Source organism: Pseudomonas sp. D3-10 (genome assembly GCF_051132175.1).
GTDB lineage: Bacteria > Pseudomonadota > Gammaproteobacteria > Pseudomonadales > Pseudomonadaceae > Aquipseudomonas.
Genome location: NZ_CP071668.1, coordinates 3,527,068 through 3,552,671 on the forward strand (window position 1 = coordinate 3,527,068; position 25,604 = coordinate 3,552,671).

General features: G+C 61.2%; 15 protein-coding genes. 8 read left to right on the top strand and 7 right to left on the bottom strand.

The genetic code is table 11. From position 1 onward, the window contains the following. Positions 1–117 precede the first annotated feature (117 nt). Entirely contained in the window at positions 118–3,828 is a 3,711-nt protein-coding gene (metH, locus tag J3P90_RS15825; RefSeq protein ID WP_434610837.1) for a methionine synthase, read from the top strand. Between the two features lie 65 nt (positions 3,829–3,893). Here metH and J3P90_RS15830 read toward each other — a convergent pair whose 3' ends face one another. Continuing rightward, positions 3,894–10,679, bottom strand: a complete 6,786-nt coding sequence (locus tag J3P90_RS15830; RefSeq protein ID WP_434675018.1) for an NEL-type E3 ubiquitin ligase domain-containing protein — start codon at positions 10,677–10,679, stop codon at positions 3,894–3,896. A 264-nt stretch (positions 10,680–10,943) separates the two neighbouring features. On the opposite strand from J3P90_RS15830, the gene J3P90_RS15835 reads away from it, so the two are divergent. From J3P90_RS15835 to J3P90_RS15845, 3 genes are all read left to right on the top strand, one after another. Beyond that, complete coding sequence (locus J3P90_RS15835; protein ID WP_024781254.1) at positions 10,944–11,162, top strand: DUF2970 domain-containing protein; 219 nt, start codon at positions 10,944–10,946, stop codon at positions 11,160–11,162. A gap of 543 nt (positions 11,163–11,705) precedes the next feature. Then, the gene (locus J3P90_RS15840; protein WP_420764499.1) at positions 11,706–13,364 is read left to right on the top strand and encodes a nitrite/sulfite reductase; all 1,659 of its coding nucleotides are present in this window, start codon (positions 11,706–11,708) and stop codon (positions 13,362–13,364) included. After that, on the top strand, positions 13,348–13,842 hold the full coding sequence (locus tag J3P90_RS15845) for a DUF934 domain-containing protein (protein WP_420764500.1): 495 nt from the start codon (positions 13,348–13,350) through the stop codon (positions 13,840–13,842). The genes J3P90_RS15840 and J3P90_RS15845 overlap by 17 nt, the downstream gene beginning before the upstream one ends. Positions 13,843–14,056: 214 nt before the next feature. Here the strand turns inward: J3P90_RS15845 and sohB are convergent, their stop codons facing one another. Continuing rightward, entirely contained in the window at positions 14,057–15,088 is a 1,032-nt protein-coding gene (sohB, locus tag J3P90_RS15850) for a protease SohB (RefSeq protein ID WP_420764501.1), read from the bottom strand. Between the two features lie 227 nt (positions 15,089–15,315). Between sohB and J3P90_RS15855 the strand changes: the two genes are divergently transcribed. The 3 genes from J3P90_RS15855 to J3P90_RS15865 all read left to right on the top strand — a co-directional run bounded on the left by J3P90_RS15855 (position 15,316) and on the right by J3P90_RS15865 (position 17,364). Next, a complete protein-coding gene (locus tag J3P90_RS15855; RefSeq protein ID WP_434650671.1) occupies positions 15,316–16,026 on the top strand; it encodes a histidine phosphatase family protein in 711 nt (236 codons plus the stop codon). A 52-nt stretch (positions 16,027–16,078) separates the two neighbouring features. Next, the gene (locus J3P90_RS15860; protein ID WP_016774477.1) at positions 16,079–16,396 is read left to right on the top strand and encodes an SCP2 sterol-binding domain-containing protein; all 318 of its coding nucleotides are present in this window, start codon (positions 16,079–16,081) and stop codon (positions 16,394–16,396) included. 104 nt (positions 16,397–16,500) lie between these two features. Next, positions 16,501–17,364, top strand: a complete 864-nt coding sequence (locus J3P90_RS15865) for a LysR family transcriptional regulator (RefSeq protein WP_420764503.1) — start codon at positions 16,501–16,503, stop codon at positions 17,362–17,364. Between the two features lie 80 nt (positions 17,365–17,444). Here the strand turns inward: J3P90_RS15865 and J3P90_RS15870 are convergent, their stop codons facing one another. Next, positions 17,445–17,678, bottom strand: coding sequence for a YdcH family protein (locus tag J3P90_RS15870; RefSeq protein ID WP_420764504.1), 234 nt, complete (start codon positions 17,676–17,678; stop codon positions 17,445–17,447). Between the two features lie 216 nt (positions 17,679–17,894). Between J3P90_RS15870 and J3P90_RS15875 the strand changes: the two genes are divergently transcribed. Continuing rightward, a complete protein-coding gene (locus tag J3P90_RS15875; RefSeq protein ID WP_420764505.1) occupies positions 17,895–18,416 on the top strand; it encodes a DUF4142 domain-containing protein in 522 nt (173 codons plus the stop codon). 50 nt (positions 18,417–18,466) lie between these two features. Here the strand turns inward: J3P90_RS15875 and J3P90_RS15880 are convergent, their stop codons facing one another. The 4 genes from J3P90_RS15880 to J3P90_RS15895 form a co-directional block, all read right to left on the bottom strand. Further along, positions 18,467–18,733, bottom strand: a complete 267-nt coding sequence (locus J3P90_RS15880; protein ID WP_420764506.1) for a hypothetical protein — start codon at positions 18,731–18,733, stop codon at positions 18,467–18,469. A 96-nt stretch (positions 18,734–18,829) separates the two neighbouring features. Continuing rightward, entirely contained in the window at positions 18,830–20,941 is a 2,112-nt protein-coding gene (locus tag J3P90_RS15885) for an ATP-binding protein (RefSeq protein WP_434610823.1), read from the bottom strand. Between the two features lie 164 nt (positions 20,942–21,105). Then, positions 21,106–24,204, bottom strand: a complete 3,099-nt coding sequence (locus J3P90_RS15890) for an error-prone DNA polymerase (RefSeq protein WP_434675019.1) — start codon at positions 24,202–24,204, stop codon at positions 21,106–21,108. After that, on the bottom strand, positions 24,180–25,601 hold the full coding sequence (locus J3P90_RS15895; RefSeq protein ID WP_434675020.1) for a Y-family DNA polymerase: 1,422 nt from the start codon (positions 25,599–25,601) through the stop codon (positions 24,180–24,182). The genes J3P90_RS15890 and J3P90_RS15895 overlap by 25 nt, the downstream gene beginning before the upstream one ends. Between the last annotated feature and the right edge of the window lie 3 nt (positions 25,602–25,604).

A 25,604-nucleotide genomic window follows, 5' to 3' on the forward strand; every position in this document is an offset into this window, starting at 1 on the left:
GCCGGTATCACCTTGCAAACATGAGCGATATTCATGCAAAAGCCCAGCATGATCAAATACCGCACAGGTTTGCTATGATTTCGGCTTTCGTAATGGTCTTTTTTTCCAGGTAGTCCTATGTCCGATCGCAGCGCTCGCCTCCATCTTCTCCAGCAAGCCCTCAAGGAACGCATCCTGATTCTCGATGGCGGCATGGGCACGATGATCCAGAGCTACAAACTGGAAGAACAGGACTACCGGGGCAAGCGTTTCGCCGACTGGCCAAGCGACGTCAAGGGCAACAACGACTTGCTCGTACTGACCCGCCCCGACGTGATCGGCTCGATTGAAAAAGCCTACCTGGATGCCGGCGCCGACATCCTCGAAACCAACACCTTCAACGCCACCCAGGTGTCCCAGGCGGACTATGGCATGCAGGGCCTGGCCTATGAATTGAACCTGGAAGGCGCGCGCCTGGCCCGCCAGGTCGCCGACGCCAAGACCCTGGAAACCCCGGACAAGCCGCGCTTCGTCGCCGGCGTGCTCGGCCCGACCAGCCGTACCTGCTCGCTGTCGCCGGACGTGAACAACCCCGGCTACCGCAACGTGACCTTCGACGAACTGGTGGAGAACTACACCGAAGCCACCAAGGGCCTGATCGAAGGCGGCGCCGACCTGATCCTGATCGAAACCATTTTTGACACGCTGAACGCCAAGGCCGCGATTTTTGCCGTGCAAGGTGTCTACGAAGAACTGGGCGTCGAACTGCCGATCATGATCTCCGGCACCATCACCGACGCCTCCGGCCGCACCCTCTCCGGCCAGACCACCGAAGCCTTCTGGAACTCGGTAGCCCACGCCAAGCCGATCTCGGTCGGCCTGAACTGCGCCCTCGGCGCCAGCGAATTGCGTCCCTACCTGGAAGAGCTGTCGAACAAGGCCAGCACCCACGTATCGGCCCACCCGAACGCCGGCCTGCCCAACGAATTCGGCGAATACGATGAACTGCCGGTGGACACCGCCAAAGTCATCGAAGAGTTTGCCCAGAGTGGCTTCCTTAACATCGTCGGCGGCTGCTGCGGCACTACTCCGGCGCACATCGAAGCGATCGCCAAGGCCGTGGCCGGTTATGCGCCGCGGCAGATTCCGGAGATTCCCCGGGCGTGCCGCCTGTCGGGGCTGGAACCGTTCACCATCGACCGCAGCTCCTTGTTCGTCAACGTCGGCGAGCGGACCAACATCACCGGTTCCGCCAAGTTCGCCCGGCTGATCCGCGAGGACAACTACACCGAAGCGTTGGAAGTGGCCTTGCAACAAGTCGAGGCCGGCGCCCAGGTGATCGACATCAACATGGACGAGGGCATGCTCGATTCGAAGAAGGCCATGGTGACCTTCCTCAATCTGATCGCTGGCGAACCGGACATTTCCCGGGTGCCGATCATGATCGACTCCTCCAAGTGGGAAGTGATCGAAGCGGGCCTCAAGTGCATCCAGGGCAAGGGTATCGTCAACTCCATCAGCATGAAGGAAGGCGTCGAGCAGTTCATTCACCACGCCAAGCTGTGCAAGCGCTACGGCGCCGCCGTGGTGGTGATGGCCTTCGACGAAGCCGGCCAGGCCGACACCGAGGCGCGCAAGAAGGAAATCTGCAAGCGCTCCTACGACATCCTGGTCAATGAAGTCGGCTTTCCCCCAGAAGACATCATCTTCGACCCGAACATCTTCGCCGTCGCCACCGGCATCGAAGAGCACAACAACTATGCCGTGGACTTCATCAACGCCTGTGCCTACATCCGCGACGAACTGCCTTACGCGCTGACCTCCGGCGGCGTGTCCAACGTGTCGTTCTCGTTCCGCGGCAACAACCCGGTGCGCGAGGCGATCCACTCGGTGTTCCTGTTGCATGCGATCCGTGCGGGCCTGACCATGGGCATCGTCAACGCCGGCCAATTGGAGATCTACGACCAGATCCCGGTGGAACTGCGCGACGCCGTGGAAGACGTGATACTCAACCGCACCCCCGAGGGCACCGATGCCCTGCTCGCCATCGCCGACAAGTACAAGGGCGACGGCAGCGTCAAGGAAGCGGAAACCGAGGAATGGCGCGGCTGGGAAGTGAACAAGCGCCTGGAGCATGCGCTGGTCAAAGGCATCACCACCCATATCGTTGAAGACACCGAGGAGTCGCGGCTGTCGTTCGCCCGGCCGATCGAAGTGATCGAAGGCCCGCTGATGGCCGGCATGAACATCGTTGGCGACCTGTTTGGCGCCGGCAAGATGTTCCTGCCCCAGGTGGTCAAGTCCGCCCGCGTGATGAAGCAGGCGGTGGCGCACCTGATCCCGTTCATCGAGGCGGAAAAAGGCGACAAGCCGGAGGCCAAGGGCAAGATCCTCATGGCGACGGTCAAGGGCGACGTGCATGACATCGGCAAGAACATCGTCGGCGTCGTGCTCGGGTGCAACGGCTACGACATCGTCGACCTCGGCGTGATGGTGCCGGCGGAGAAAATCCTCCAGGTGGCCAAGGACGAGAAGTGCGACATCATCGGCCTGTCCGGCCTGATCACCCCGTCCCTGGACGAAATGGTGCACGTGGCTCGCGAGATGCAGCGCCAGGATTTCCACCTGCCGCTGATGATCGGCGGCGCCACCACCTCCAAGGCTCACACGGCGGTGAAGATCGAGCCCAAGTACAGCAACGACGCGGTGATCTATGTCACCGACGCTTCCCGCGCCGTGGGCGTGGCGACCCAGTTGCTGTCCAAGGAGCTCAAGCCGGCGTTCGTCGAGAAAACCCGCCAGGACTACATCGAGGTGCGCGAACGCACCTCCAACCGCAGCGCCCGCACCGAGCGCCTGAGCTACCCGGCGGCCGTGGCGAAGAAGCCGCAGTTCGACTGGAGCAGTTACCAGCCGGTCAAGCCCACCTTCACTGGCGCACGGGTGCTGGACGACATCGACTTGAACGTCCTGGCCGAATACATCGACTGGACGCCGTTCTTCATTTCCTGGGACCTGGCCGGCAAATACCCACGCATCCTCACCGACGAAGTGGTCGGCGAAGCGGCCACGGCGTTGTACGCCGATGCCCGGGCGATGCTGCGCAAGCTGATCGACGAAAAACTCATCAGCGCCCGCGCCGTGTTCGGCTTCTGGCCGGCCAACCAGGTGCATGACGATGACCTGGAAGTCTATGGCGACGACGGCAAGCCACTGGCGCGCCTGCATCACCTGCGCCAGCAGATCATCAAGACCGACGGCAAGCCGAACTTTTCCCTGGCCGACTTCGTCGCGCCGAAGGACAGCGGCGTCACCGATTACGTCGGCGGCTTCATCACCACCGCCGGCATCGGCGCCGAAGAAGTCGCCAAGGCGTATCAGGAAGCCGGCGACGACTACAACTCGATCATGGTCAAGGCCCTGGCCGACCGTTTGGCCGAAGCCTGCGCCGAGTGGCTGCACCAACAGGTGCGCAAGGAACACTGGGGTTACGCCAAGGACGAAAGCCTGGACAACGAGGCGCTGATCAAGGAGCAATACACCGGCATCCGCCCTGCCCCCGGCTACCCGGCCTGCCCGGATCACACCGAGAAGGCCACTCTGTTCCGCCTGCTCGACCCAGAAGCCAGCGAACTGAAAGCCGGACGCAGCGGCGTGTTCCTCACCGAACACTACGCCATGTTCCCGGCGGCGGCGGTCAGCGGCTGGTACTTCGCCCACCCTCAGGCGCAATACTTCGCCGTAGGCAAGATCGACAAGGATCAGGTCCAGAGCTACACCGCGCGCAAGGGGCAGGACTTGAGCGTGACTGAACGCTGGCTGGCGCCTAACCTGGGTTACGACAACTAAGCGGAAAATACCGACCGGTCGACGCGCTGATGTCGACCGGCCGGCTTCATCGCCACGGCTGCGTATCAGTTACGGCGTGAGGGTCCGGGCTGAGGCGAGCCGCTGCGCGGTGGCTCCGACTCTTCGGCGACGCCCTCCAATACGCCCATCTCTTTTCGGGTCAGCTCGACCAACGTTTGCCTTTCAAGATCGTCGATTTCCTTGCTCTTGGCATTCAATTGCCGGCCATACTCGTGCGCATCGATAGCACCTTCGTCGCGACGGTCCTCCAGTTCGTTCAGAAGATCCTCGCGCCGCTGGTAGGTCGCATCATCTATTTCGCGCATTTGTTCTGGGTAACGCTCCCGGAGGTAGCTCGTCCAGTATTCACGCGACAACATGTCCTTGAGCAGTTCATCGCCCTGCTCCGCCTCAAGTACCGAGTCGCGCACCTGCTCCAGTTGCGCTTCGGTGACCGGCACACCATAGGCCATGTGTTCAGGCTGTCCTGGCAAATCGATTCCATCGCCCCAATCTCTCGTCAGGCCAATGCGATAACGCAGGCGGACCTCTGCCCGGTCCATGCCTTGCCCGTTCGCTTCGGCCAACGTATCGACCCGGTCCAGCCGAAACAGCTGACGGGACAAGCGCAGCAGCGCCCGCCCCCTGCGCTCCAGGCTGCCGAGAGGAATGTCGCGCAACGCTTGATAGACAAACACACGAACCTCCAGCTCGCTGAACGTCAAGATGCGTCCGTCGACGCAGGTGCCGTGGGTTTCGGCGCTCTGAAACAGCAACTGGCGCAGTTCGCCGTTTTCGCTGGCCGCTTCCAGGACGTTCCACACCCGTTGCGTCAGTGCCGCGCGGCTACGCCTGAAATCGATGGTGTTACGCAAATGGGCGAGCAACTGGAAGAACCGTTCGCGGTCGCTTTCCTCGGCCAGTTGCGTCCAGATTTTCTTCCGAGCCGTCATCTGATCATCGCTGGAGCCGACCAACCATTGCTCCAGCGCCTGCGCCGACGTATCGCCTGCAGGATCGAGAACAGGCTCGGCCTCAGGGAAGACGGCATGAGGATCCTGATGGAAGTTGCCGCCTCCACCGCCATCCGAGTCGTCATCAAAATCAGAAACATTGCCTTGCGGCGCTTCCAATCCGGCGATCCATTCATCGAGTTCTTCTCGGGAAAGGCCCATGACTTCTTCGTGGTTATTTTCTTCCAGGTAATCCCTCAGTGCTTGAAGGGTGGGAAGCGACAGGTCTTCGTTATCACTCAGGTCCATTCCGGCCACGAGTGTTTCATGACTGCCATCGAGCAAGTCCGGCGCAAGGTCCGTGAACTCGTTGCCGCTCACGTTCAGCTCCCTCAGGTCTTGCGCATCGAGCAGATGGCTGGGCCAGTCTGATAACTCGTTATAACTGAGATCCAGCGATTCGATCCGACCAAAGTCCGGTGGATCGAATGCTCTCAATCCGTTGGTGCTGAGGTTCAGCGAACGCAGGCGCCCATGGGTCAATAACGGGTAAGCCGCCCCCGACGGCAAATTGTTGTACCCAAACCCCAAGTGCTCCAATTGCGGCATTTGCAGGACGGCATCCGGTACGGCGCTCAGTTCATTGCTGCCCAGGTCCAGGTGTCTCAGCTGAGGAAAAGCCCCGAGGAAACCGTTTGAACCTTGTTCGGTTATCAGGACGCCTGAAAGATCCAGCATCGTCACCCCAGGAATCGAATCGACCAGCTCAGGCAAGTCGCCTAGCTGCAGGCCATGCAGGCTGAGTGTCTGCCCTGGGCCACCGTAACGCATCAATTCTCTTTGCCACGCCTCGCGAATGCTCCCCGCCGCAAGGGCGCGGCTTTGCGCGGACACGGAGCCCCTGGCTACGCGTATTTCCCGGATAAAAAGCCAGCCATTCAATCGACGCGTCAGCGAAATATACGCCTGGTGCCACTGGTTGATCTGACTGTCGATTTGCCCGTCGGTCATGCCCTGTTCACGCCATCGCTCCAGCACCAGGACCGACTGTCGCTGTGTCAGGAGCGGATCCAGCCGCCTCAGGCGAAGCTGCCGCCCGGCATCGCCCTCGACCACTGCCGACGCCTCGGGGAGCGCCAATAGATGTCGAGCCGTGGACCAACTCGTTTCTGTCGGCGGGAACTTGGACGGTACAGTCCCCCCGGAGAATCGAGCCAAAGCGCCATGGGGAAGCCCTCTCGCATCCTCGACCCGTCGTTGTGCCGCGCCCAGCGCCGCCTCGCCTTCGGGATTGAAGGGGTTACCGGTCACATCGACCTTCAGCAGGATGTCGTCACTGGCCAGCGCCGCGGGTGGGAGCGATTGGATCTGGTTGTCCCGCAAGTCGAGCCAGGACAGGTTCGGCAAGCTCTCGGCACCGGTTGGCCAAGCTTGCAGCCGGGTTGACCGGAGGTTCAAGGCCCTGAGTTGGGTCAAGGCACTGACATCAAAGACATTGAGGGGATTGTTCTCCAGGTTCAGTTGTTCAAGTGTCTGCAAGCCGTTGAACTGCGCCTGGACCGCAGGCGTGGCGAGCAGGTTGTTATCGCGCAGGTCGAGTTGTTTCAAGACTGGCAAGTCTTCGGCGGCAAAAGGCAATTCGCTGAAGCCGTTGCCGCTGATATCCAATGTCCGCGTACCGGTGAACGCTCTAAAGAAGCTGCGTGCCTGCGCGGCAGGAACATCCAACGATCCCAGGCGCAACGTTTCCACATGGGAAAAGCTACCGGCCGGCAGCACCGGGAGCGTTGTCAGCTTTTTAGCGGGAAGACTCGATTCGGATGGCGGCAATTCGAACGTTGCGATTTCAGTCGTCGGTAAATCGAGACGTTGGCGAACCGCACGACGCCAGCTGTCTCGCAAGGCTCGGAACAGGGGTCCACCGCCCCGCCACCACAGTGTCGAAGGCATCGAAGGCGTCGATGTTTGCGGCCCTGTCACCTCATACTGCGCAAAAATTTCATCGTGTTCCGCCCTGATGGCCTCTACCGCGTCAAAGCGTGCCTGGTGAGTATGCAGAGTGCTGTCGAACCGCTCCGGCAGGCGTCCATAGAATTCCGCCTCACCAATGAGCAATCGCAATTGCCCGCGACAGTACCCGTCGACCATCTGGTCCACATCGGTCAGATGGCCGAGCTCACCGGCATAATCGCGGACGTACCGGTAGGCACGCGCGAACGACGCCGGGGTCAGCGCCGACCAATTGAGCGACATGCCTGGCCACAGCGCTTCACGACCTTCGTATATCCAATCAGGCAACGTATGGATCGATGTGCGCACCAGGTCCAACCGTTCGAGCAGAGGAAGACGCTGCACATATTCGGGCCATTGCGTCAGGGCCTGGGGCGCCTCGATGGTCAAACTCCGCAAACGATTCAACGGTGTCAGGTCCAGATCACCGATGACCGCTGCATCGAAACCTGAATAATCGAGATGTAACGTCTCCAGTGAGGTCAGCCTGGTGAGCGTCGCCGGGAAATCCTCTGCCAGTGAGGAAGCAGCCGTAGAGAATCGCAGGCTGGTGAGCCCTGGCATCTGGTTCACCGCCTGCGGCAAGGTAGTCAAGTGCTGCGCTTGGGCGAAAAGAGAACCGATGTATTGGCGTTCCCGCCCGCCAATCGACAATCTCGTGACGCCAGGGAAGCGCGCCAGGAACGCATCCGCGTTAGCGTCTGTCAGGCCATTGCCGACCAACGACAATTCACGCACGTGGGGAAAATCGAGGGGCATTTCAGGCGGCGGCACCTCGGTGGAAAGCGACAGTCGCGCCGCTTCGGCCGAGTCTTGCGCCAGCGGTCCATTGCGCCAGCTCTCCCTGAGCGCCTGCACAAATTGACGCCTATGGAAATCGGCAGGGCTGCCTGTAGAAGGCCCCCGCCAAAGGTCGAGCGTGTCATTGAGCGACAGCCACTCACGCTGGCGAATTTGCAATAGCGAATAGATCTGTCGATCTGTTTTGCCCTGCTGTTGCCTGAAAAAGGCATCGGCTTGCTCCGCGCCTGGATAAAGCTCTTCCACCCGTGCCCTAAGGGACGGATCCAGCCCCTGCCCTCGTCCACTCGCGTAGTAACCCTTGAGCGTCGCGCTTACGCGGATCGGCGGCTTGAAACGTTTGGCATGAGGTTCAAGGAACGATGTCATTGCCTTGTGGTGCACGTCTGCGTATTCGATGACCTTGCGTTGCAGTACGGCGCCTTGCTCGACATCCGACAGCCCCAGTGCAGAAGACGCCTCCTCAGGCAGCGCCCGGAGAATCGAACGGTAGAAGTTGCCGCCCGTGTCAGGGAGCTGCCCCAATTCGTTGAGCGCCTGATAACGAGGTCCGTTTTTGATCAGGTATTTTTTCTGCGGTGCATCTTCAGCGCCGATGCTGTCAAGCAAAGCCCCTTCGACGCCTCCCTCACGCACTTCCAGACGCAGCGTATCCGGCCATCCCGGCAGTTTTTCCAGGGCTCGCAATGCCAGTCGCCGACTGTCGGCCGAAGGGATATTTTCGCTGCGCAACCCTGCGTACGCCCGCACCTGGCGTCCTTGTCGCGCATACCAACGCGCCTCTTCCAACAGGTTCAGCGGCGCGCGTCGCGTCGCGTCCAGACGGGCGAGATCCGCAGCCCGGCCATGGGCGATCACCTCTTGGGCGGCGGCCTCGCTAAGGCCCGGGCACTCAAGCTGCAACGTGCGAATTCGAGCGTCCGCAGCTTCCGTGCCCTTGTACAGCCTGTCGAATACCTGCGAACGGGTGACAGATTCCGTTGCGTCTTGCGGCTGGCCGATCACGCGGCCTGCCTCGGCATCCGTCTTGAACAGGCGCATCGCATCCTTCAGTTCGGGAGGCGGCGGCGCTAGGTCCATGTGCATTTTGCGTAGTGTGTTGTCGCTGACACCGCTGATGTCCGCGAGCCTGAGCAGCACGTCATCGGAAAATACCGCAGTCTCATGACCGATGCGCCTGAGCAGCGTCAGGCGATCCCAGGTCATCGGGCGCTCCAGGGAATGGCGCCAGGCGCCAGCGCCGTTATGCAAGAGGATGGGTTGATAGGCCGCATCGTCGGTCGGATGTCTGATGCGCCATTTGTGCACCGATGCATCAAAAAACTGCTCGTAGACCTTGTCACCCTGACGGATATAGGTCTTCCCATCGATTTGGTATTGGCCCAACGCGTTCGGAACATTCGTGCTGTCGAGTGTGACCTCACGCTCATAGCGACTCAGGTCGGGTTTCCACAGGCGTGTTTCGCCATTGGGCAATGTCACGGGCTCAAGACGCTCGATCACCGGCTCCGCCTTGATCGCGGCCAGCTTGCCGATTCCTGCGCCCGCACCGGCCATCACGGCCATCATTGCCAGGTTCTCGGCGATATCGACCAAGTGGGCCTTGGCTGCCCGTTTGTCACCCTCGCCCCACTCCACCGCACCTTCAAGGGTTTCGTACAGCAGCTGTTCGGCCATGAAAACCATCATCACCTCGCCCAGCACCGGAACGAACATGGACGCGATGTTCACGGCAAACAGCCCTAGCTGCAGGAGGCTGGCCAGTTTCGCTGCCCTCGCCTTGGCGTCGACATCATTCGTGGGGACCGCATGGCTGCGCGCATCGGCCAGTACCTGATCACGGTACCGGTCATAGAGGTATTGCCATGGGTCGAGGTTGTCGGCCCACGCTACGCGGCCTTTCTGGCCCACCGACGAGGGCGCGATGTAGGGGTTGGGTTCGCGCTCCATTTTGGGATGCTTAGGAGGGAACTCATTCACGCTCACCAAATGCCTGACAGGCCCCAGGATAACCGCCCAGTCATTCATGGGCTCAGCGATCCAGCGCAATTTATCTCGTGGGGATCCGGCAGCCTCCCGGACAAACTGGCTGAAGAAATAAGGTCGCTTGTCGTAGGGAACGAACTGACTGAAAAAACGCTGGTAAGGCGTGGGACCGGTGTCTGGTCGCGCCGTATCCGGGGTGGTGAGCAATTGCTTGAAACGGGTTTTCAGTTGATCGCCGTTGTATCGCTTTAGCGGATGCTTGGGGTCATGGGGAACGTAGAGAATGACTTCGTCGCTGTAGCGATCTATTTCGCAAGGAGTAAACGCGACGCAGCCCACCATCCTCTGCTTCATCAACGTCATGTCCTCGAACCAGACCGGCGTATTGCCTATCCGAGGATTGTTCTCGCCATTGATGACCGAGAGGATCATCGCGTGATCCTTGGGCTCGATATCCTTCGCCAACAACGCTTGCTCGGCGGCGGCCCTCATCGCGGCTTTCTGGTTGGCAATGAAATGCTCGCGAAGCGTCGTTTCGGTCGCGGCGTCAGCCGGATAGAAAAAAGACTTGAGATAGGTCTGGTACTTCGTACCGATATCCAGGCTGCGGCACAGCTTGAGGAACTGACCGACCGACACGTTCAGTACCACGGAAGAGCCTGTGCCGTGTGTGCCTGCTTTCATGACGAATCCAGAACTGTGATGGTAGGCATGGGGGTCACACTCCCAGCTTTCGAAGTTGTGCAGCGCGGCCTGTAGCATGGGCAACGCCAACACTTCGAACGTGCTCAGTTCCGTCTTGAACAACCCCATTTCCATTGCTCTTCTGAGGCATAGCCAGGTCTTGTCGACATCCGCCTCGACTCCGAACTGATCTTTTAATGCCTGGACCAACAACGGCTTGGCGAACGTGTCGATGTCCTGGAACGACGACATCGTCTTATCCAGATGAATCCGTGCGGCAGCACTTTCCTTGAAGCAGGCGTCCACGACCTTACGCTGGTCTGGCGAAGCATTCGTATACCAGGCGGGCTTTTGCGTTCCGGCTTGTTTCAGCGCCTGCCGGCGTTGTGTCGATGCTTCGATAAGCCATGCAGGCATGGCAGTCTCCAGAAAGTCTGCGTGCACACTCTCCGTGGCCCGTGACCCTGGCTGTGGTTTTTTCTTCGGGTTGCGTGTGGAATTCGGTGGCATACATCGCTCCTTTGAATGAAGCGACAGCAGACCCGTTCGGCGAGCCGCATCGGCGGTAGATAGTTATAGGCCGTCGGAAAACATCGTAACGAATCCCCAAGCATGGCCGAACCCTCCACGAAGGCGCAGATTGACTATGCTGGGTGGGAACCGATTTTCAGCGAGGGATTTATGGACGATCCAGTCGACAACAAGCCGCCCACCCTGTTGCAGATGATGCACAGCGTGCTCGCCGCGGCTTTTGGTGTGCAGAGCGGCAAGAATCGCGCCCGGGATTTCACCCACGGCAAACCAAGCCACTTCGTGATACTGGGGATCGCTTTCACGGTGATCTTCGCCTTGACGTTGTTTGGCATCGTCAAGCTGGTGGTGCATCTGGCGGGGTTGTAGCTCCCTTCAACACCATACATGACCCTGTGGGAGCGAGCCTGCTCGCGATAGCGATTGTTCAGTCAAGCATGAAGCGACTGACACACCGCTATCGCGAGCAGGCTCGCTCCCACATTGGGTTGCGCGTTGAGTTGAAAATTATTGATGACTGACCCAGAACACCGCCGTGCCCACCACCAGGATAATCAGGAACAGAATGGCCCAGGCATCAACGGTACTGTCGCTTTTCCTTGCTTTGGTCGAATTGCTCATTGCACCGCCTCTTGTCGGTTTTGTAGGTGATTGCATAGGGACTCGACCACAGTTAAGACGATGATTGCCCGCACGACAAATGTGGATTAGCCGATAACTTATCTCATTAGTCGATTTCGTTCTTTACATATACTCAAACATCACTTTTGCGCATAACTCAAAACAGGTATCTTGCACCGGCTCCTCTAGGAGTGCGCGGCCGTGCGCGCAGAATTGCCGAGGCAGAACCCGATTCCAGCGAGCCAAGACGCAGCTGTTTCTGATCGGCCCAAGCCTGAGACCGAGACTTATATGTACGTATATGACGAGTACGATCAGCGGATCATCGAGGACCGCGTCAAGCAGTTCCGTGATCAGACCCGACGCTATCTGGCAGGCGAGCTGAGCGAAGAAGAATTCCGCCCTCTGCGCTTGCAGAATGGCCTGTATATCCAGCGCTTCGCCCCGATGCTGCGCGTGGCCGTGCCTTATGGCCAACTGACCTCGCGCCAGGTGCGCAAGCTGGCGCAGATTGCCCGCGACTACGACAAGGGCTACGCCCACATCAGTACCCGGCAGAACGTCCAGTACAACTGGCCGGCGCTGGAAGACGTGCCTGAGATCCTCGCCGAACTGGCCACCGTGCAGATGCACGCGATCCAGACGAGCGGCAACTGCCTGCGCAACGTCACCACCGACCAGTTTGCCGGCGTCGCGGCCGATGAGCTGATCGACCCACGTCCATGGTGCGAAATCGTCCGTCAATGGACCACGTTCCACCCGGAATTCGCCTACCTGCCGCGCAAGTTCAAGATCGCCATCAACGGCTCGAGCTCGGACCGCGCGGCCATCGAAGTCCATGACATCGGCCTGGAAACGGTCTACAACGCCGCCGGCGAGCTGGGCTTCCGTGTACTGGTGGGTGGTGGCCTGGGCCGTACGCCGGTGGTCGGTGCGTTCATCAACGAGTTCCTGCCATGGCAGGACCTGCTGAGCTACCTCGACGCCATCCTGCGGGTATACAACCGCTACGGCCGTCGCGACAACAAGTACAAGGCGCGGATCAAGATCCTGGTCAAGGCCCTGACGCCTGAAGTGTTCGCCGAAAAGGTCGAGGCCGAAATGGTCCACCTGCGCGGCGGCCAGACCACCCTGACCGAAGCCGAAGTCCACCGTGTGGCCAAGCACTTCGTCGACCCGGACTACAAGGCCCTGGGCAACCAGGATGCGGAACTCGCCGCCCTCGACAAGGAGCATCCAGGTTTCGCCCGCTGGCGTACCCGCAACACGCTGGCTCACAAGAAGCCCGGCTATGTCGCGGTGACCCTGTCGCTGAAACCGACCGGCGTGGCGCCAGGCGATATCACCGACAAGCAACTGGACGCCGTCGCCGACCTGGCCGATCGCTACAGTTTCGGCCAACTGCGCACCTCCCACGAGCAGAACATCATCCTGGCCGATGTTGAACAGAGCCAGTTGTTCACCCTGTGGGGCGAACTGCGCGAACAAGGTTTCGCCACCCCGAACATCGGCCTGCTGACCGACATGATCTGCTGCCCGGGCGGTGATTTCTGCTCCCTGGCGAACGCCAAGTCGATCCCGATCGCCGAATCGATCCAGCGCCGCTTCGACGACCTGGACTACCTGTTCGATATCGGTGAGCTGGACCTGAACATTTCCGGTTGCATGAACGCCTGTGGTCACCACCACGTTGGCCACATCGGCATCCTGGGCGTGGACAAGAAAGGCGAAGAGTTCTACCAGGTCTCCCTCGGTGGCAGCGGCAGCCGCGACGCCAGCCTGGGCAAGATCCTCGGGCCATCGTTTGCCCAGGACGACATGCCGGATGTGATCGAGAAACTGATCGACGTGTACATTGAACAACGTACCGAAGACGAGCGTTTCATCGACACTTATCAACGTATCGGCATCGACCTCTTCAAGGAACGCGTCTATGCAGCGAATCATTAAGAACAACGAAGTCATCGACGAGACCTGGCACCTGCTGCCCAAGGACGCGACCCTCGATGGCATTTCCAATTGCGACGACCTGATCGTGCCCCTGGCCCTGTGGCGCGATCACGCCCACGCCCTCAAGGCCCGCGATGGCGGCCTGGGTGTGTGGCTGGACGCCGACGAGGAAGCCGAGGAAATCGGAGATGACGCCAATCAGCTCCAGGTCATCGCCCTGAACTTCCCGGCCTTCACCGACGGGCGCAGCTACTCCAACGCCCGTCTGTTGCGTGAACGCTACGGCTTCAAGGGTGAACTGCGGGCCATTGGCGACGTGTTGCGCGACCAGTTGTTCTACATGCGCCGCTGCGGTTTCGACGCCTTTGCCCTTCGCGCCGATAAAGATCCGTACGAAGCCCTCGAAAGCCTCAAGGACTTCTCGGTGACTTATCAGGCGGCCAGTGACGAACCGCTGCCGCTGTTTCGTCGTCGCTGATACCTGATACACAAAAAAGCCCTGGACCGGGTGACCGGTTCAGGGCTTTTTTTGTTGATGGATATTGAGAGCAGAACCTAATCTTCAGCCCGCCTTGGCCCCATGTGGGAGCGAGCTTGCTAGCGGTTTGCCTGGGCAGGTGATGTTGAATGTACCGCCGCCATTGCGAGCAAGCTCGCTCCCACGGGGTTTAGCGGTGGCCACCCGCCTCGAACTACCAAAACCGCTGCTGGGTCAGGCGGCTCCACCAACTGAGCAGCACACGATCCACCGAACCGCTTGCCGCCATGCCGATGCGTTCCTGCAGGCTTTTGCGTTCGGCATAGTGCAGGTGGTACAGCTCGGCACCCTTGGCCCTTTCGGCCAGGTACTCGTCGCTGGTTTTCAGCTCGTCCACCAAGCGCTTTTCCAGCGCCGCGACACCCAACCACACTTCACCTGTGGCAACGTCATCGATCGCCAGCTGCGGGCGGTACGTGGCGACAAAGTTCTTGAACAGCGCATGGGTAATGTCCAGGTCTTCCTGGAATTTTTCCCGGCCCTTTTCCGTGTTCTCGCCAAACACCGTCAACGTTCGCTTGTATTCGCCGGCGGTCAGCACCTCGAAATCGATGTCGTGTTTCTTCAGCAGGCGATTGACGTTGGGCAACTGCGCCACGACGCCGATGGAACCGAGAATCGCAAACGGGGCGCTGATGATCTTCTCGCCGATGCACGCCATCATGTAACCGCCGCTGGCCGCCACCTTGTCGATGCACACCGTCAACGGTACGCCCGCCTGGCGGATCCGCGCCAGCTGCGACGAGGCCAGGCCGTAGCTGTGGACCATGCCGCCGCCGCTTTCCAGGCGCAGCACGACCTCGTCCTTGGGCGTCGCCAGGGTCAGGAGGGCGGTGATTTCATGGCGCAGGCTTTCGGTGGCGGAGGCCTTGATGTCACCGTCGAAATCCAGCACGAAGACCCGAGGCTTGGCAGCCGGTTTGTCCTTCTGCTTTTTTTCGGCCTTTTCAGCCTTGCCTTCGCTCTTGCGCAGGGCCTTGAGCTGCTCCTTGTCCAGCAGCGTCTGCTCCAGGCGCTCGCGCAACCCTTTGTAGAAATCGTTGAGCTTGCTGACCTGCAGCTGCCCCACCGACTTGCGCCGCCCCTTGCTGCGCAGCGCAGCGAAACTGGCCATGACCACCAGGATGGCGATGACCAGTGTGACCGTCTTGGCCAGGAAACCGGCGTATTCGACGAAAAACTCCACAGCGACTCCTTAAATGCAATGCGCCATTTGAACGCAGGCGCGTAACGCTGCCAGCATACCCATGCGCTTGCCCTGCTACCAGCCATGAAATCTGTGGTTACGTTAGCTCGGACGAGCCTGGATAACGCTGTAACGGCCATTTCAAACAAGCGTATGTTTTTTCATTGACACGCCATCGCCATCCTCATAACCTCGCCAAACCTTCAACGTACCGGGATGACGCGGACGTGGGCAGCATTTATCTGATTCGACATGGCCAGGCCTCCTTTGGTGCGGACGACTACGATGTCCTCTCGCCCAACGGCATACGCCAGGCACAAGTGCTGGGCAGCCACCTGGCGCAGCTCGGTGTCGTGTTCGATCGCTGCCTCTCGGGCGACCTGCGTCGCCAACAGGACACCGCCACTGGCGCGCTGGGCCAGATGAGCGCAGCCGGCCTGCCGGTTCCGGAACTGGAAATCGACGCCGCCTTCAACGAATTCGATGCCGACGCGGTCATTCGCGCCCTGCTCCCGGACATGCTCCTCCAGGAGCCCGAGGCCCTCGACATTTTGCGCAACGCCGCGCAGAACCGCGCCGAGTTCCAGCGCATCTTCGCCTTGATCGTCGAGCGCTGGCTCAGCGGCCGCTACGACCCGCCGGGACTGGAGAGCTGGCTGGGTTTCGTCGAACGGGTCCAGGCTGGCCTGCACCGCATCCTCGACAATGCCGACAAGACGCACAAGATCGCCGTGTTCACCTCCGGCGGGACCATCACCGCCCTGCTCCACCTGATTACCCAGATGCCCGCCAGGCAGGCCTTCGAGTTGAACTGGCAGATCGTCAACACCTCGCTCAACCAACTGAAATTCAGGGGCCGCGAGGTGGCCCTGGCTTCCTTCAACAGTCATGCGCACCTGCAACTGCTGAAGATCCCGGACCTCATCACCTTCCGCTGAGTCCGGTTTGCTGTAGACCCCTGCTGTATTACCCCGAATAAGGATCGAAACCATGACCTCCGTAGCCGACGCCGTAAAAGCCATGCAAGCCAAGTTCAACCCAGCCGCCGCTGCCGGCCTGGACCTGGTATTCGGTTTCAACATCACCGACGAAGACAAGCAGTACGCCCTGATCGTGAAGGACGGCACCTGCGACATCCAGGAAGGCGAGAATCCAGACGCCAACTGCACGCTGGTCCTGGACAGTCAGACCCTCAAGGACATCGTCAGCGGCGAAACCGATGGCATGCAAGCATTCATGGGCGGCAAGCTGCGCGTTGAAGGCGACATGATGCTGTCGATGAAACTGTCCGAGCTGTTCCCGTCCTGAGATCAGGTCGCCCTGGCTGTAACCAAATCCCGCCCTTGTGGCGGGATTTTTTGTTTCTCGCCGCAAACTCTTACAATGCCCGTTCACCCCGCCTCGGCCTGAACATGGACATCGACCTCGCTCGCACTTTCCTGGAAATCGTCCGCCACGGCAGCCTCGCCGCCGCGGCAGAGAAACTGCACGTCACCCAGACGGCGATCACCGCCCGGGTCCAGAAGCTCGAAAGCCAACTTGGCTGCGGGTTGTTCGTGCGCAATCGGGCCGGCGCGCGACTGACCAGTGATGGCGAAGCCTTCGTGGTCTATGCCAACCAGCTCGTGCAGACGTGGGAGGCCGCCCGCCGTGACCTGCCGCTGCCAGAGGGTTATCGCAACGTCTTGCACCTGGGCGGCGAAGTCAGCTTGTGCAACCCCTTGATGCTCGCCTGGGCCGGCGAGCTGCGCCAGAAAATTCCCGGCCATGCCCTGCGCATGGACATCCGCGACGGCGAAAACCTGCTGCAGCAACTGGAGCTGGGCCTGCTGGACGCGGCGGTGGTGTATCAGCCCGAGTACTGGCCGCGGCTCCAGGTTGAGCAGTTGCTGGAAGAAAAACTGATCCTGGTGCGCCTGGCCGCTCGTCCCGAACCTTACGTGTACATCGACTGGAGTGCCGATTTCCGTCGCCAGCACGACACGGCGCTGCCGGACAAGGCCAAGGCCGCGGTGACCTTCAATCTCGGGCCCCTGGCGTTGCAGTACATCCTGGAAAACGGCGGCAGCGGTTATTTCCGCACTCGGGTCGTGCAGAGCTACCTGGACAGCGGCATTCTGGAGCGAGTGCCCAAGGCGCCGGAATTCAATTACCCGACCTACCTGGTGTATTCAAGGGACCGGGATTCGGCCGCGTTGCAGCAGGCGTTCGACGTGCTGCGGGACATCGTCAAGACTGGCAGCGACTGGTCCCAGCGCTGGGATCCGCTGGGATAAAGGATTGGGTGGGCCGCTTCGCGGCCCAGCGGGAGCAAGCTCCCTCGCTACAAAAAGCGCTCAGGGGATAACCGTCATCGCTACTTTTGCATCAGCGCGGCGATGTCGTCCTTGATCCGCAACCGTTCTTTCTTGAGCTTATCCAGGTCGTCGTCGGTCACTACGGCGGTGGGTTTTTCAGCCTTCACGACTTTTGTATCGATTTTCGAATATCGAGTGATCAGCGCGTCGAGATCCTTGTCCTTTTCGCGTTTTTTCTGAATGTCGTCTTCTGTGCACTTCAGATCCTGGCAGAGATCATGGGACACCGGCATGGAGCACCTCCTTCGTGAGTTCGGTGACAAGTGCTTTTCTGGGCACTGCCTGTCAGCAGCATGGCCTTGCCGATCGGGTTCTGTCGACCGCCAATCCGACCAGCGGTGACCGTTCGTCGTGCCACGACGCGTTCCGATAAAACCTTCCCCCGAGCTTTTCCCTCCATTGATCAGTACCCAGAGAATCACCTGTACAACCTGTGTGGAGACTGACCTATGGACAGATTTACCCTGCGTCAACTCGGCCTGGCTGTTGCCCTGAGTAGCAGCATGGGCATGGCATGGGCCGCGACTTCCAGCGACTTTGTCGACAACGCGGCGGCCGGCGGCATTGCGGAGATCGAAACCGGCAAACTGGCGCTGCAAAAAAGCCAATCGGCGGACATCAAGGAGTTCGCCAACAAAATGATTGCCGACCACACCAAAGCCAACGAAGAGCTGAAGGCGCTGGCGAAAAAACATGACATCGAAGTACCAGACGACACCACGTTGATGAAAAAGGCCAAGGCCAAGATTCTTGACGTGCGCGATGAGTCCTTCGATCCGGCCTATGCAAATAACCAAGTGATGGCTCACGAAGAGACCGTCGCCCTGTTCAAGAAAGAGGCTGAGACCGTCACTGACGATAAGAAGCCTGGCAGTACCGAACTGAAGGCATTTGCCCAGAAAATGCTGCCGGACCTGCAGCATCACCTGGAAATGGCGAAGAAGCTTCAAGCGGCCCACCCTAGTAAATAACGCCATCGTGAATAAAAAAGCCCGACTCTCGAGTCGGGCTTTTTTATTGATCAGCTGTCGGCTGTGTCGATATCAGCGTCAGTCTTGTCACCGGGTCCAGGCCGATCCGGTTCCGGCTTGAAACCGGGGCTGTAGGTGTTGTCGTTGTCCTGATGATTTTTCTTCTGATCGACCTCACGGGCAGCACTGTGAGCCTCGTGTGTTTCAGCCGGATTGGCAGGCTGGTTATCCGTCACTTGAGGATCGATTGCCGGATCGTTACGCGAGGCCGGGGTTTGCGTCTGGCCTTGTTGCTGAGTATTTGCAGAGTCGCTCATTAGACACCTCGTTCATGACCAGGCCGAATAGTGATCGGCCCTGCTTATTCGAAGGCAAAACGGCGGCTTGGGTTCCATTCTTTTACCGCGTCGGGCTCACTCGTCCAGTGCCGAACTGACCATCCGCGCCAATGCATCCGGGGTGTAGGGTTTGCTCAGCAGGTGGGTATCGGGGCTCAGTTGGTGATTGCGCGAGATGATGTCCCGGGTGTGTCCCGACGTGAACAGGACCGGCACCGGCGGGGTCTGTACCTTCGCCCAGGCCGCCAGGTCGGAGCTCTTGATCAGGCCGGGCATGACCACATCGGTGAAGATCAGGTCCACCGAGACGCCATCGAGCAACAATTTCATGGCCTCGTCGCCGTTGGCGGCGGTCAGGGTCCGATAGCCGAGCTGCTCCAACAACTCCACCGAGGCGCCGCGTACATCGTCGTTGTCCTCGACCACCAGGATGGTTTCCTCCAGGCCGGATCGAAGCTCGCGGGGTGGTGCCTGTTCCGGGGACTCGGGCTTGTGGCTGCGGGGAAAATACATATGCACCTGAGTGCCTTCGCCCGGGTGGCTGGCAATTTCGATGTGCCCGCCGCTCTGCTTGACGAACCCGAACACCATGCTCAATCCAAGCCCCGTGCCTTGGCCGTCGGTCTTGGTGGTGAAAAACGGCTCGAAGACCTGGTTCAGGACTTCGGGCGCCATACCCGCGCCATGATCGATCACCGACAGTCGCACGTAATCCCCTGCCGCAACTCCTTTGCCGGCACAGGACGATTCGTCCAGGACGATATTTTCCCCGAGCATTCTGATGACACCTTCGCCCCCCATGGCGTCGCGGGCATTGATCGCCAGGTTCAACAGGGCGTTTTCCAGCTGATTGCAATCGACGTGGATACACCAAGGCTCAGGAGGCAACGCCACCTCGATGCGGATGGTTTCGCCCAGGGCCCGCTGCAACAATTCACCCAGGCCTTCATAGATGCGCCGAGGGTTGTAGACCGCCGGTGACAACGGCTGGCGACGGGCGAAAGCCAGCAACTGCGACGACAGCTTGGCGCCCCGCTCCACGGCTTCGATGGATGCACCGACCCGCCGCTGGACATTGGGATTGTCAGGCTCGTGGCGAGCCAGCAAGTGCAGGTTGCCGGCGATCACCTGGAGCAGGTTGTTGAAGTCATGGGCCACGCCTCCCGTGAGCCCGCCGATGGCCTCGAGTTTCTGCGATTGACGCAACTGCTCCTCGGCCGCCAACCGCGCCTGCACTTCACTGGCGACGCGTTGTTCCAGGTCGCGGGTGAACTTGAGCAGCGACGCTTCGGCGGTCTTGCGCTCGTTGATATCGATCAGTACGCCGGGAAACCGCAGGGGCTTGCCCAACGCATCGAACTCGCATCGCCCGCTGGCCAGCACCCAAAGGTAATCGCCCTCGCCACGGCGCAAGCGATATTCGGCGGTGTAGGGAGCGCCCGTGCGCACGGTCAGGTCGACCCGTTGTTCGACGTCGTCGATGTCGTCGGGATGGATGCGCTGGCGAGCGATCTGGATGGGCAGTGCATCCAGCGGGCACTCGGGCGGATAACCGAAAGTACGGGCGAAACGTTCATCGCCAGACAGCGTGTCGGTGGCGATATCCCAGACGAACGACCCCAGCAACGGCCCGGCCGAAAGCGCCAATTGGATACGCTCATTGACCGCACGGTAGCTGCGCTCGGCCTCTTGCCGGGCCCGCTCGCTCAGCACCAGCTCGGTGGTTTCCACGACAATAGCCAACACGCCGGCAGGCGAATGATCATCGTCGGGGACCGGGCTGTAGTAGAGATCCAACCAGACGTCTTCAGGCTTGCCGTCGCGCAGCAGCACCAGCTCCTTGTTGCGGTAGGACAAGGTGCCGCCGCCCAGGCACACGTCCAATACGTGGCGGTTGAATTCGGCCACCTCCGGCCATCCCAGCTCCACCGCGCTCCCCAGCAGGTAGGGATGGCGGCCGCCGGCGAATTCGGCATAGGCGTCGTTATAGATCATGTAGCCCTGGCGGCCCCACAGCATGACCATCGGCAATGGTGAAGCGAGCATCAGTTGGACCGCGCTGCGCAGGCTGGCGGACCAGTGCTCGATCGCACCCAGCTCCGTGCGACGCCAATCGTAGGCCCGGATGCGCCGGGCCATTTCTCCGTCCCAACCGGGACACCCGTTACTTTGGGATAAGAACTTCATGGAACGTCTCTCACCTCAAGCTACCAGCAGGGAAGCGGCATACCACAAGTCCCTTGTGCTAGTGCTTCGAGCGCGAGGTTGGCAATTGGTTTCATGCAGACTGACGACGCCAACCCTTTGTGGCGAGGGGATTTATCCCCTCGCCACAGATTTCAACCAAACATTCAGCGAAAATCCCGGCTGCGCACATTGATGCCCGCCAGCAAACCGCTCAAATCGCTCAGGCGCCCGGCAATCAGATGACGGACCTCGCCGACACTTTCCCAGCGCCCGTCCACCCTGAGCAATTGCGACCCTACCAGGACCTTGCGCTGGCGTTCGGCCAAGTCGCGCCAGACCACTACGTTGAGATTGCCGAACTCATCTTCCAGAGTGACAAAGGTCACCCCGCTGGCCGTGCCTGGACGTTGGCGACCAGTGACCAGCCCCGCGACGCTGACGTGGCGGCCATGCTCGACAGCCTGCAATTCCCGGGAGCTGCGGCAGCGTCGGGCGCGCAATTCGGAACGCAGCAAGGCCAGCGGATGAGGCCCCAGCGTCGTGCCCAGGGTGGCGTAGTCGGCGAACAGGTTTTCCCCCACCGTGGGTGTCGGCAAGGCCACGGTGGGCTCTTCCGGGCTGGGCAGACCCGCGAACAAGCCCAGTTGTTTTTCCACTCCGGCAATTTCCCAACGGGCGCGATGGCGGTCGCCGGCCAGGCCGCGCAAAGCGTTGGCGTCCGCCAGTTGCTCCAGGGCCCGGGCGTCGAGTCGAGCCCGTTCGCCCAGGTCGGCCACATCGCTGAAAGCCCGCTGCCCGCGTGCCACCTCGATACGCCGGGCATCGTCCTCTCTAAACCCCTTGATCAGACGCAAGCCCATGCGAATCGCCGGCTGGCGGCCTTCCATCGGTTCCAGGCTGCATTCCCAGTCGCTGGCCCGCACGTCCACCGGACGGATCTGCAACTGATGCCGGCGAGCATCCTGGAGGATCTGGTCCGGGCTGTAGAAACCCATGGGCCAGCTGTTGATCAGGGCACAGGCGAACGCCGCCGGCTCGTGGCATTTGAGCCAACTGCTGGCGTAGGTCAGCAAGGCGAAACTGGCGGCATGGGATTCAGGAAAGCCGTAATTGCCGAAGCCCTTGATCTGTTCGAAGAGCTGCGCGGCGTATTCAGGTTTGTACCCTTTGGCCGCCATCCCGTCGGCCAATCTTTTCTTGTGCGGTTCGAGCCCGCCGTGGCGCTTCCAGGCGGCCATGGAACGACGTAACTGGTCCGCTTCGCCCGGGCTGTAGCCAGCGGCGACAATGGCGATCTGCATGACCTGTTCCTGGAACAGCGGAATGCCCAAGGTGCGGCCCAGCACTTCTTTCAATTCCGACGATGGATAAGTGATCTTCTCTTCTCCATTGCGCCGCCGCAGGTAGGGATGCACCATCCCGCCCTGGATGGGTCCCGGTCGCACGATCGCCACCTCGATCACCAGATCGTAGTATTCCTTGGGCTTGAGCCTGGGCAACATCGCCATCTGCGCCCGGGATTCGATCTGGAACACGCCGATGGTGTCGGCGCGGCTGATCATCTCGAACGTGGCCCGATCATCCTTGGGCAACGACGCGAGGGTATGACGCACGCCCCGGTAATGCGCGATCAAGTCGAAACAGCGACGAATCGCGCTGAGCATGCCCAGGGCCAGGATGTCCACCTTGAGCAGCCCGACCGCATCGAGGTCGTCCTTGTCCCACTGGATGATGGTGCGTTCGGCCATCGCGGCGTTCTCGACCGGCACCAGGGTGTCCAAGGGTTGCTGGGAAATCACGAAGCCGCCGGGGTGTTGGGACAGGTGCCGGGGGAAGCCGATCAGTTGCTGGGTCAGGCTCAACACCCGACGCAGCACCGGGCTCTCCGGGTCGAAACCACCCTCGCGCAAACGCTCCAGCGGCGGTGCCTCATCGCTCCAGCGCCCGCAGCAGTCGGCCAGTGCATTGACCTGGTCCGGCGGCAGGCCCAGGGCCTTGGCCACGTCGCGTACCGCCCCGGCGCCGTGATAGCTGCTGACCACGGCCGTCAACGCCGCGCGATGCCGGCCGTAGCGCTGGAACACGTACTGCAGGACTTCCTCGCGACGTTCGTGTTCGAAATCGACGTCGATGTCCGGTGGCTCATTGCGCTCGCGGGACAGGAAGCGTTCGAACAACATGTCCGTCTGTGCCGGGTCGATTTCGGTGATGCCCAGGGCGTAGCACACCGCCGAGTTGGCCGCCGAGCCCCGGCCCTGGCAGAGAATGTGACGGCTACGGGCGAAACTGACGATGTCCTGCACGGTGAGGAAGTAGCTGTCGTAGCCCAGTTCGGCAATCAACTCCAATTCCTTGTCGATCTGCACGCGCACCTTTTCTGTGACGCCGTTCTTCCAGCGCTCGCGCATGCCGCGCGCGGTCAGTTCCCGCAGCCAGGACGCCGGATCATGGCCCTCGGGCACGAGCTCGCGGGGGTATTCATAGCGCAACTGACCGAGGTCGAACGTGCAGCGCCGGGCGATGTCCAGGGTTTCATCGAGCAAGGCGCGGGGGTAGAGATCGGCCAGGGCCTGGAGGCTGCGCAAGTGGCGTTCGCCGTTGGGGTGCAGACGCTGACCGGCCTCGGCAACGGTGACGTGGTGGCGAATGGCGGTCATGGTGTCTTGCAAGGCGCGGCGACCCCGCACATGCATATGCACGTCGCCCGTGGCGACGGCAGGAAGACCCAGGCGTTCGGCCAATGCGAGCAAGTCCGCGAGCCGGCGCTGGTCGTCTTGACCGCAATGCAACTGCACGGACAGCCAGAGTCTTTCGTTGAACACCTGTCGGAGCCAGCGCCCTTGCGCCTCGGGCGTCTTGCCATCGGGCACCCACAGGGCGAGCAGCCCTGGCAGCGGCTCGTCGAAGTCTTCTGGGACGATGCGATAACGGCCCTTTTCGCTGCGCCGCCGTGCGCGGGTGATCAGCCGGCACAAGGTTTGGTAGCCCTCGAGGTTTTCCACCAACAGCACCAGCTTCGGACCGTTCTCGACCTGGATTTCGCTGCCGACGATCAATTGCAAGTCCAGTTCCTTGGCTGCCTGCCAGGCCCGGACGATGCCGGCCAAGGTACATTCATCCGTCACCGCCAGGGCCCGATAGCCCTGCTGTTTGGCGCGACGGCACAATTCCAGGGCGCTGGAGGCGCCGCGCTGGAAGCTGAAGTTCGACAGGCAATGCAGCTCGGCATATTCGACGCTCATGCGAACCAACCTTGCAGCCACAACGGTCCGCCCTCGCCCACCGGTCGATAGGCCCAGCCGCGTTGGCCGGCGCGGGTTTCGATCAGGTAGTAATCACGGCGCACATCGGCGCCGTCCCACCAGCCGGACTCGATGCGCTCCGGGCCCATGAGGATTCGCGCCTGGCCTTCAGGCAAGACCTGGGGCTCGCCAAGCAGCCAGCCGGGACGCTGGACATCATCGCGCAGCGGACACATCTGTTGTTGCGGCTGGGGTTTCATCTGCCAGGCGCACTCGGGGCGGTGGTCATCGCCAAATCCCAACCCTTGCACGGCTTCGTCACCGAGGCGCGCCCGCAGCCGTTCGCGCAGTTGTTCCCACGGCAAGGACTGCTGGGGACGCTCGTCGAACAATTCCAGGCGCTGGGGCACGAAGCTCGGCAGGTCTTCGGCACACAAGCGAAAACCGCGCACGGGCGCCTCGACCTGCACCTGCTCGAGACGGCCACGGGCCAGCTCGAACAGCATCGAAGCATCCCGCTCGGCGCTGAGCAGGCCGACCTTGATCACCGTGTCCGGCAAACCGGCGTGTTCCAGGTGCAAATCAAAACGCTGCACGCCGCTGTCGCGGCCGCACAGGTAGGCCGACAGGTCACCGGTCAAACGTCGCAGAGGAAACAGCAATGCCTGGTGGGACTGCACGTCGTAGTTGAGTTCGATGCGCACATCGAAACGGTCCGGGGGCAGGTAGAACGACAGCGCCAGGGCGCGGCTGCCCACCAGCGCATCGAGGTGCTTGAGCATGTCGGCTTCGAAGCGCCGCGCCAGGGTGTGCCGGGGCAAGGCCTGGACTTGGCTGAGCCGGCGCAGGCCCATGCGCGACAAGGCCGTGGCAGCTTCGGGCGCCAGGCCGACTCGGTCCACTGGCATCTGTCCCAGGTACGCTTGCAAGGTCTCGTTATCGGGCACGACCAGGGCGTCGTAAGCATTGGCCAGCATCCGCGCCGCCACGGGATTGGGGGCGGCGACGATGCGATGACGAAAACCCAGCTCAGTCAATTCGGCCCGCAACCGCGCCTCGAACACCGGCCACGGCCCGAACAGCCCCAGGCTCGACTCGATCTCGAACAGCACCGTGCGTGGATAATGCACGCTCACCTGGGAGCTGAAACGATAGGCCCAGGCCGCCAGGAATCGTTGCCAGTTTTCGATCTGCGCCGCGTCGTACTCGGCGGTGGCGAACCCTTTGCTCAAGGCCTGGGCCGCGGTCATGGTCTGGCCGGGGCGCAGGCCCAGGGCGCGCGCCGGTTCATTGACCGCTTGCAGCACCCGGCGCTGGGCCGGGCCGGTCAGCAGCGCCAGGGGCTCGCTGGGGTCGGGGCGCTGGCGCAGCGCGGCATCCAGCGCCAATTGCGGGAAGAGAATACAGACCCAGCGCATCGC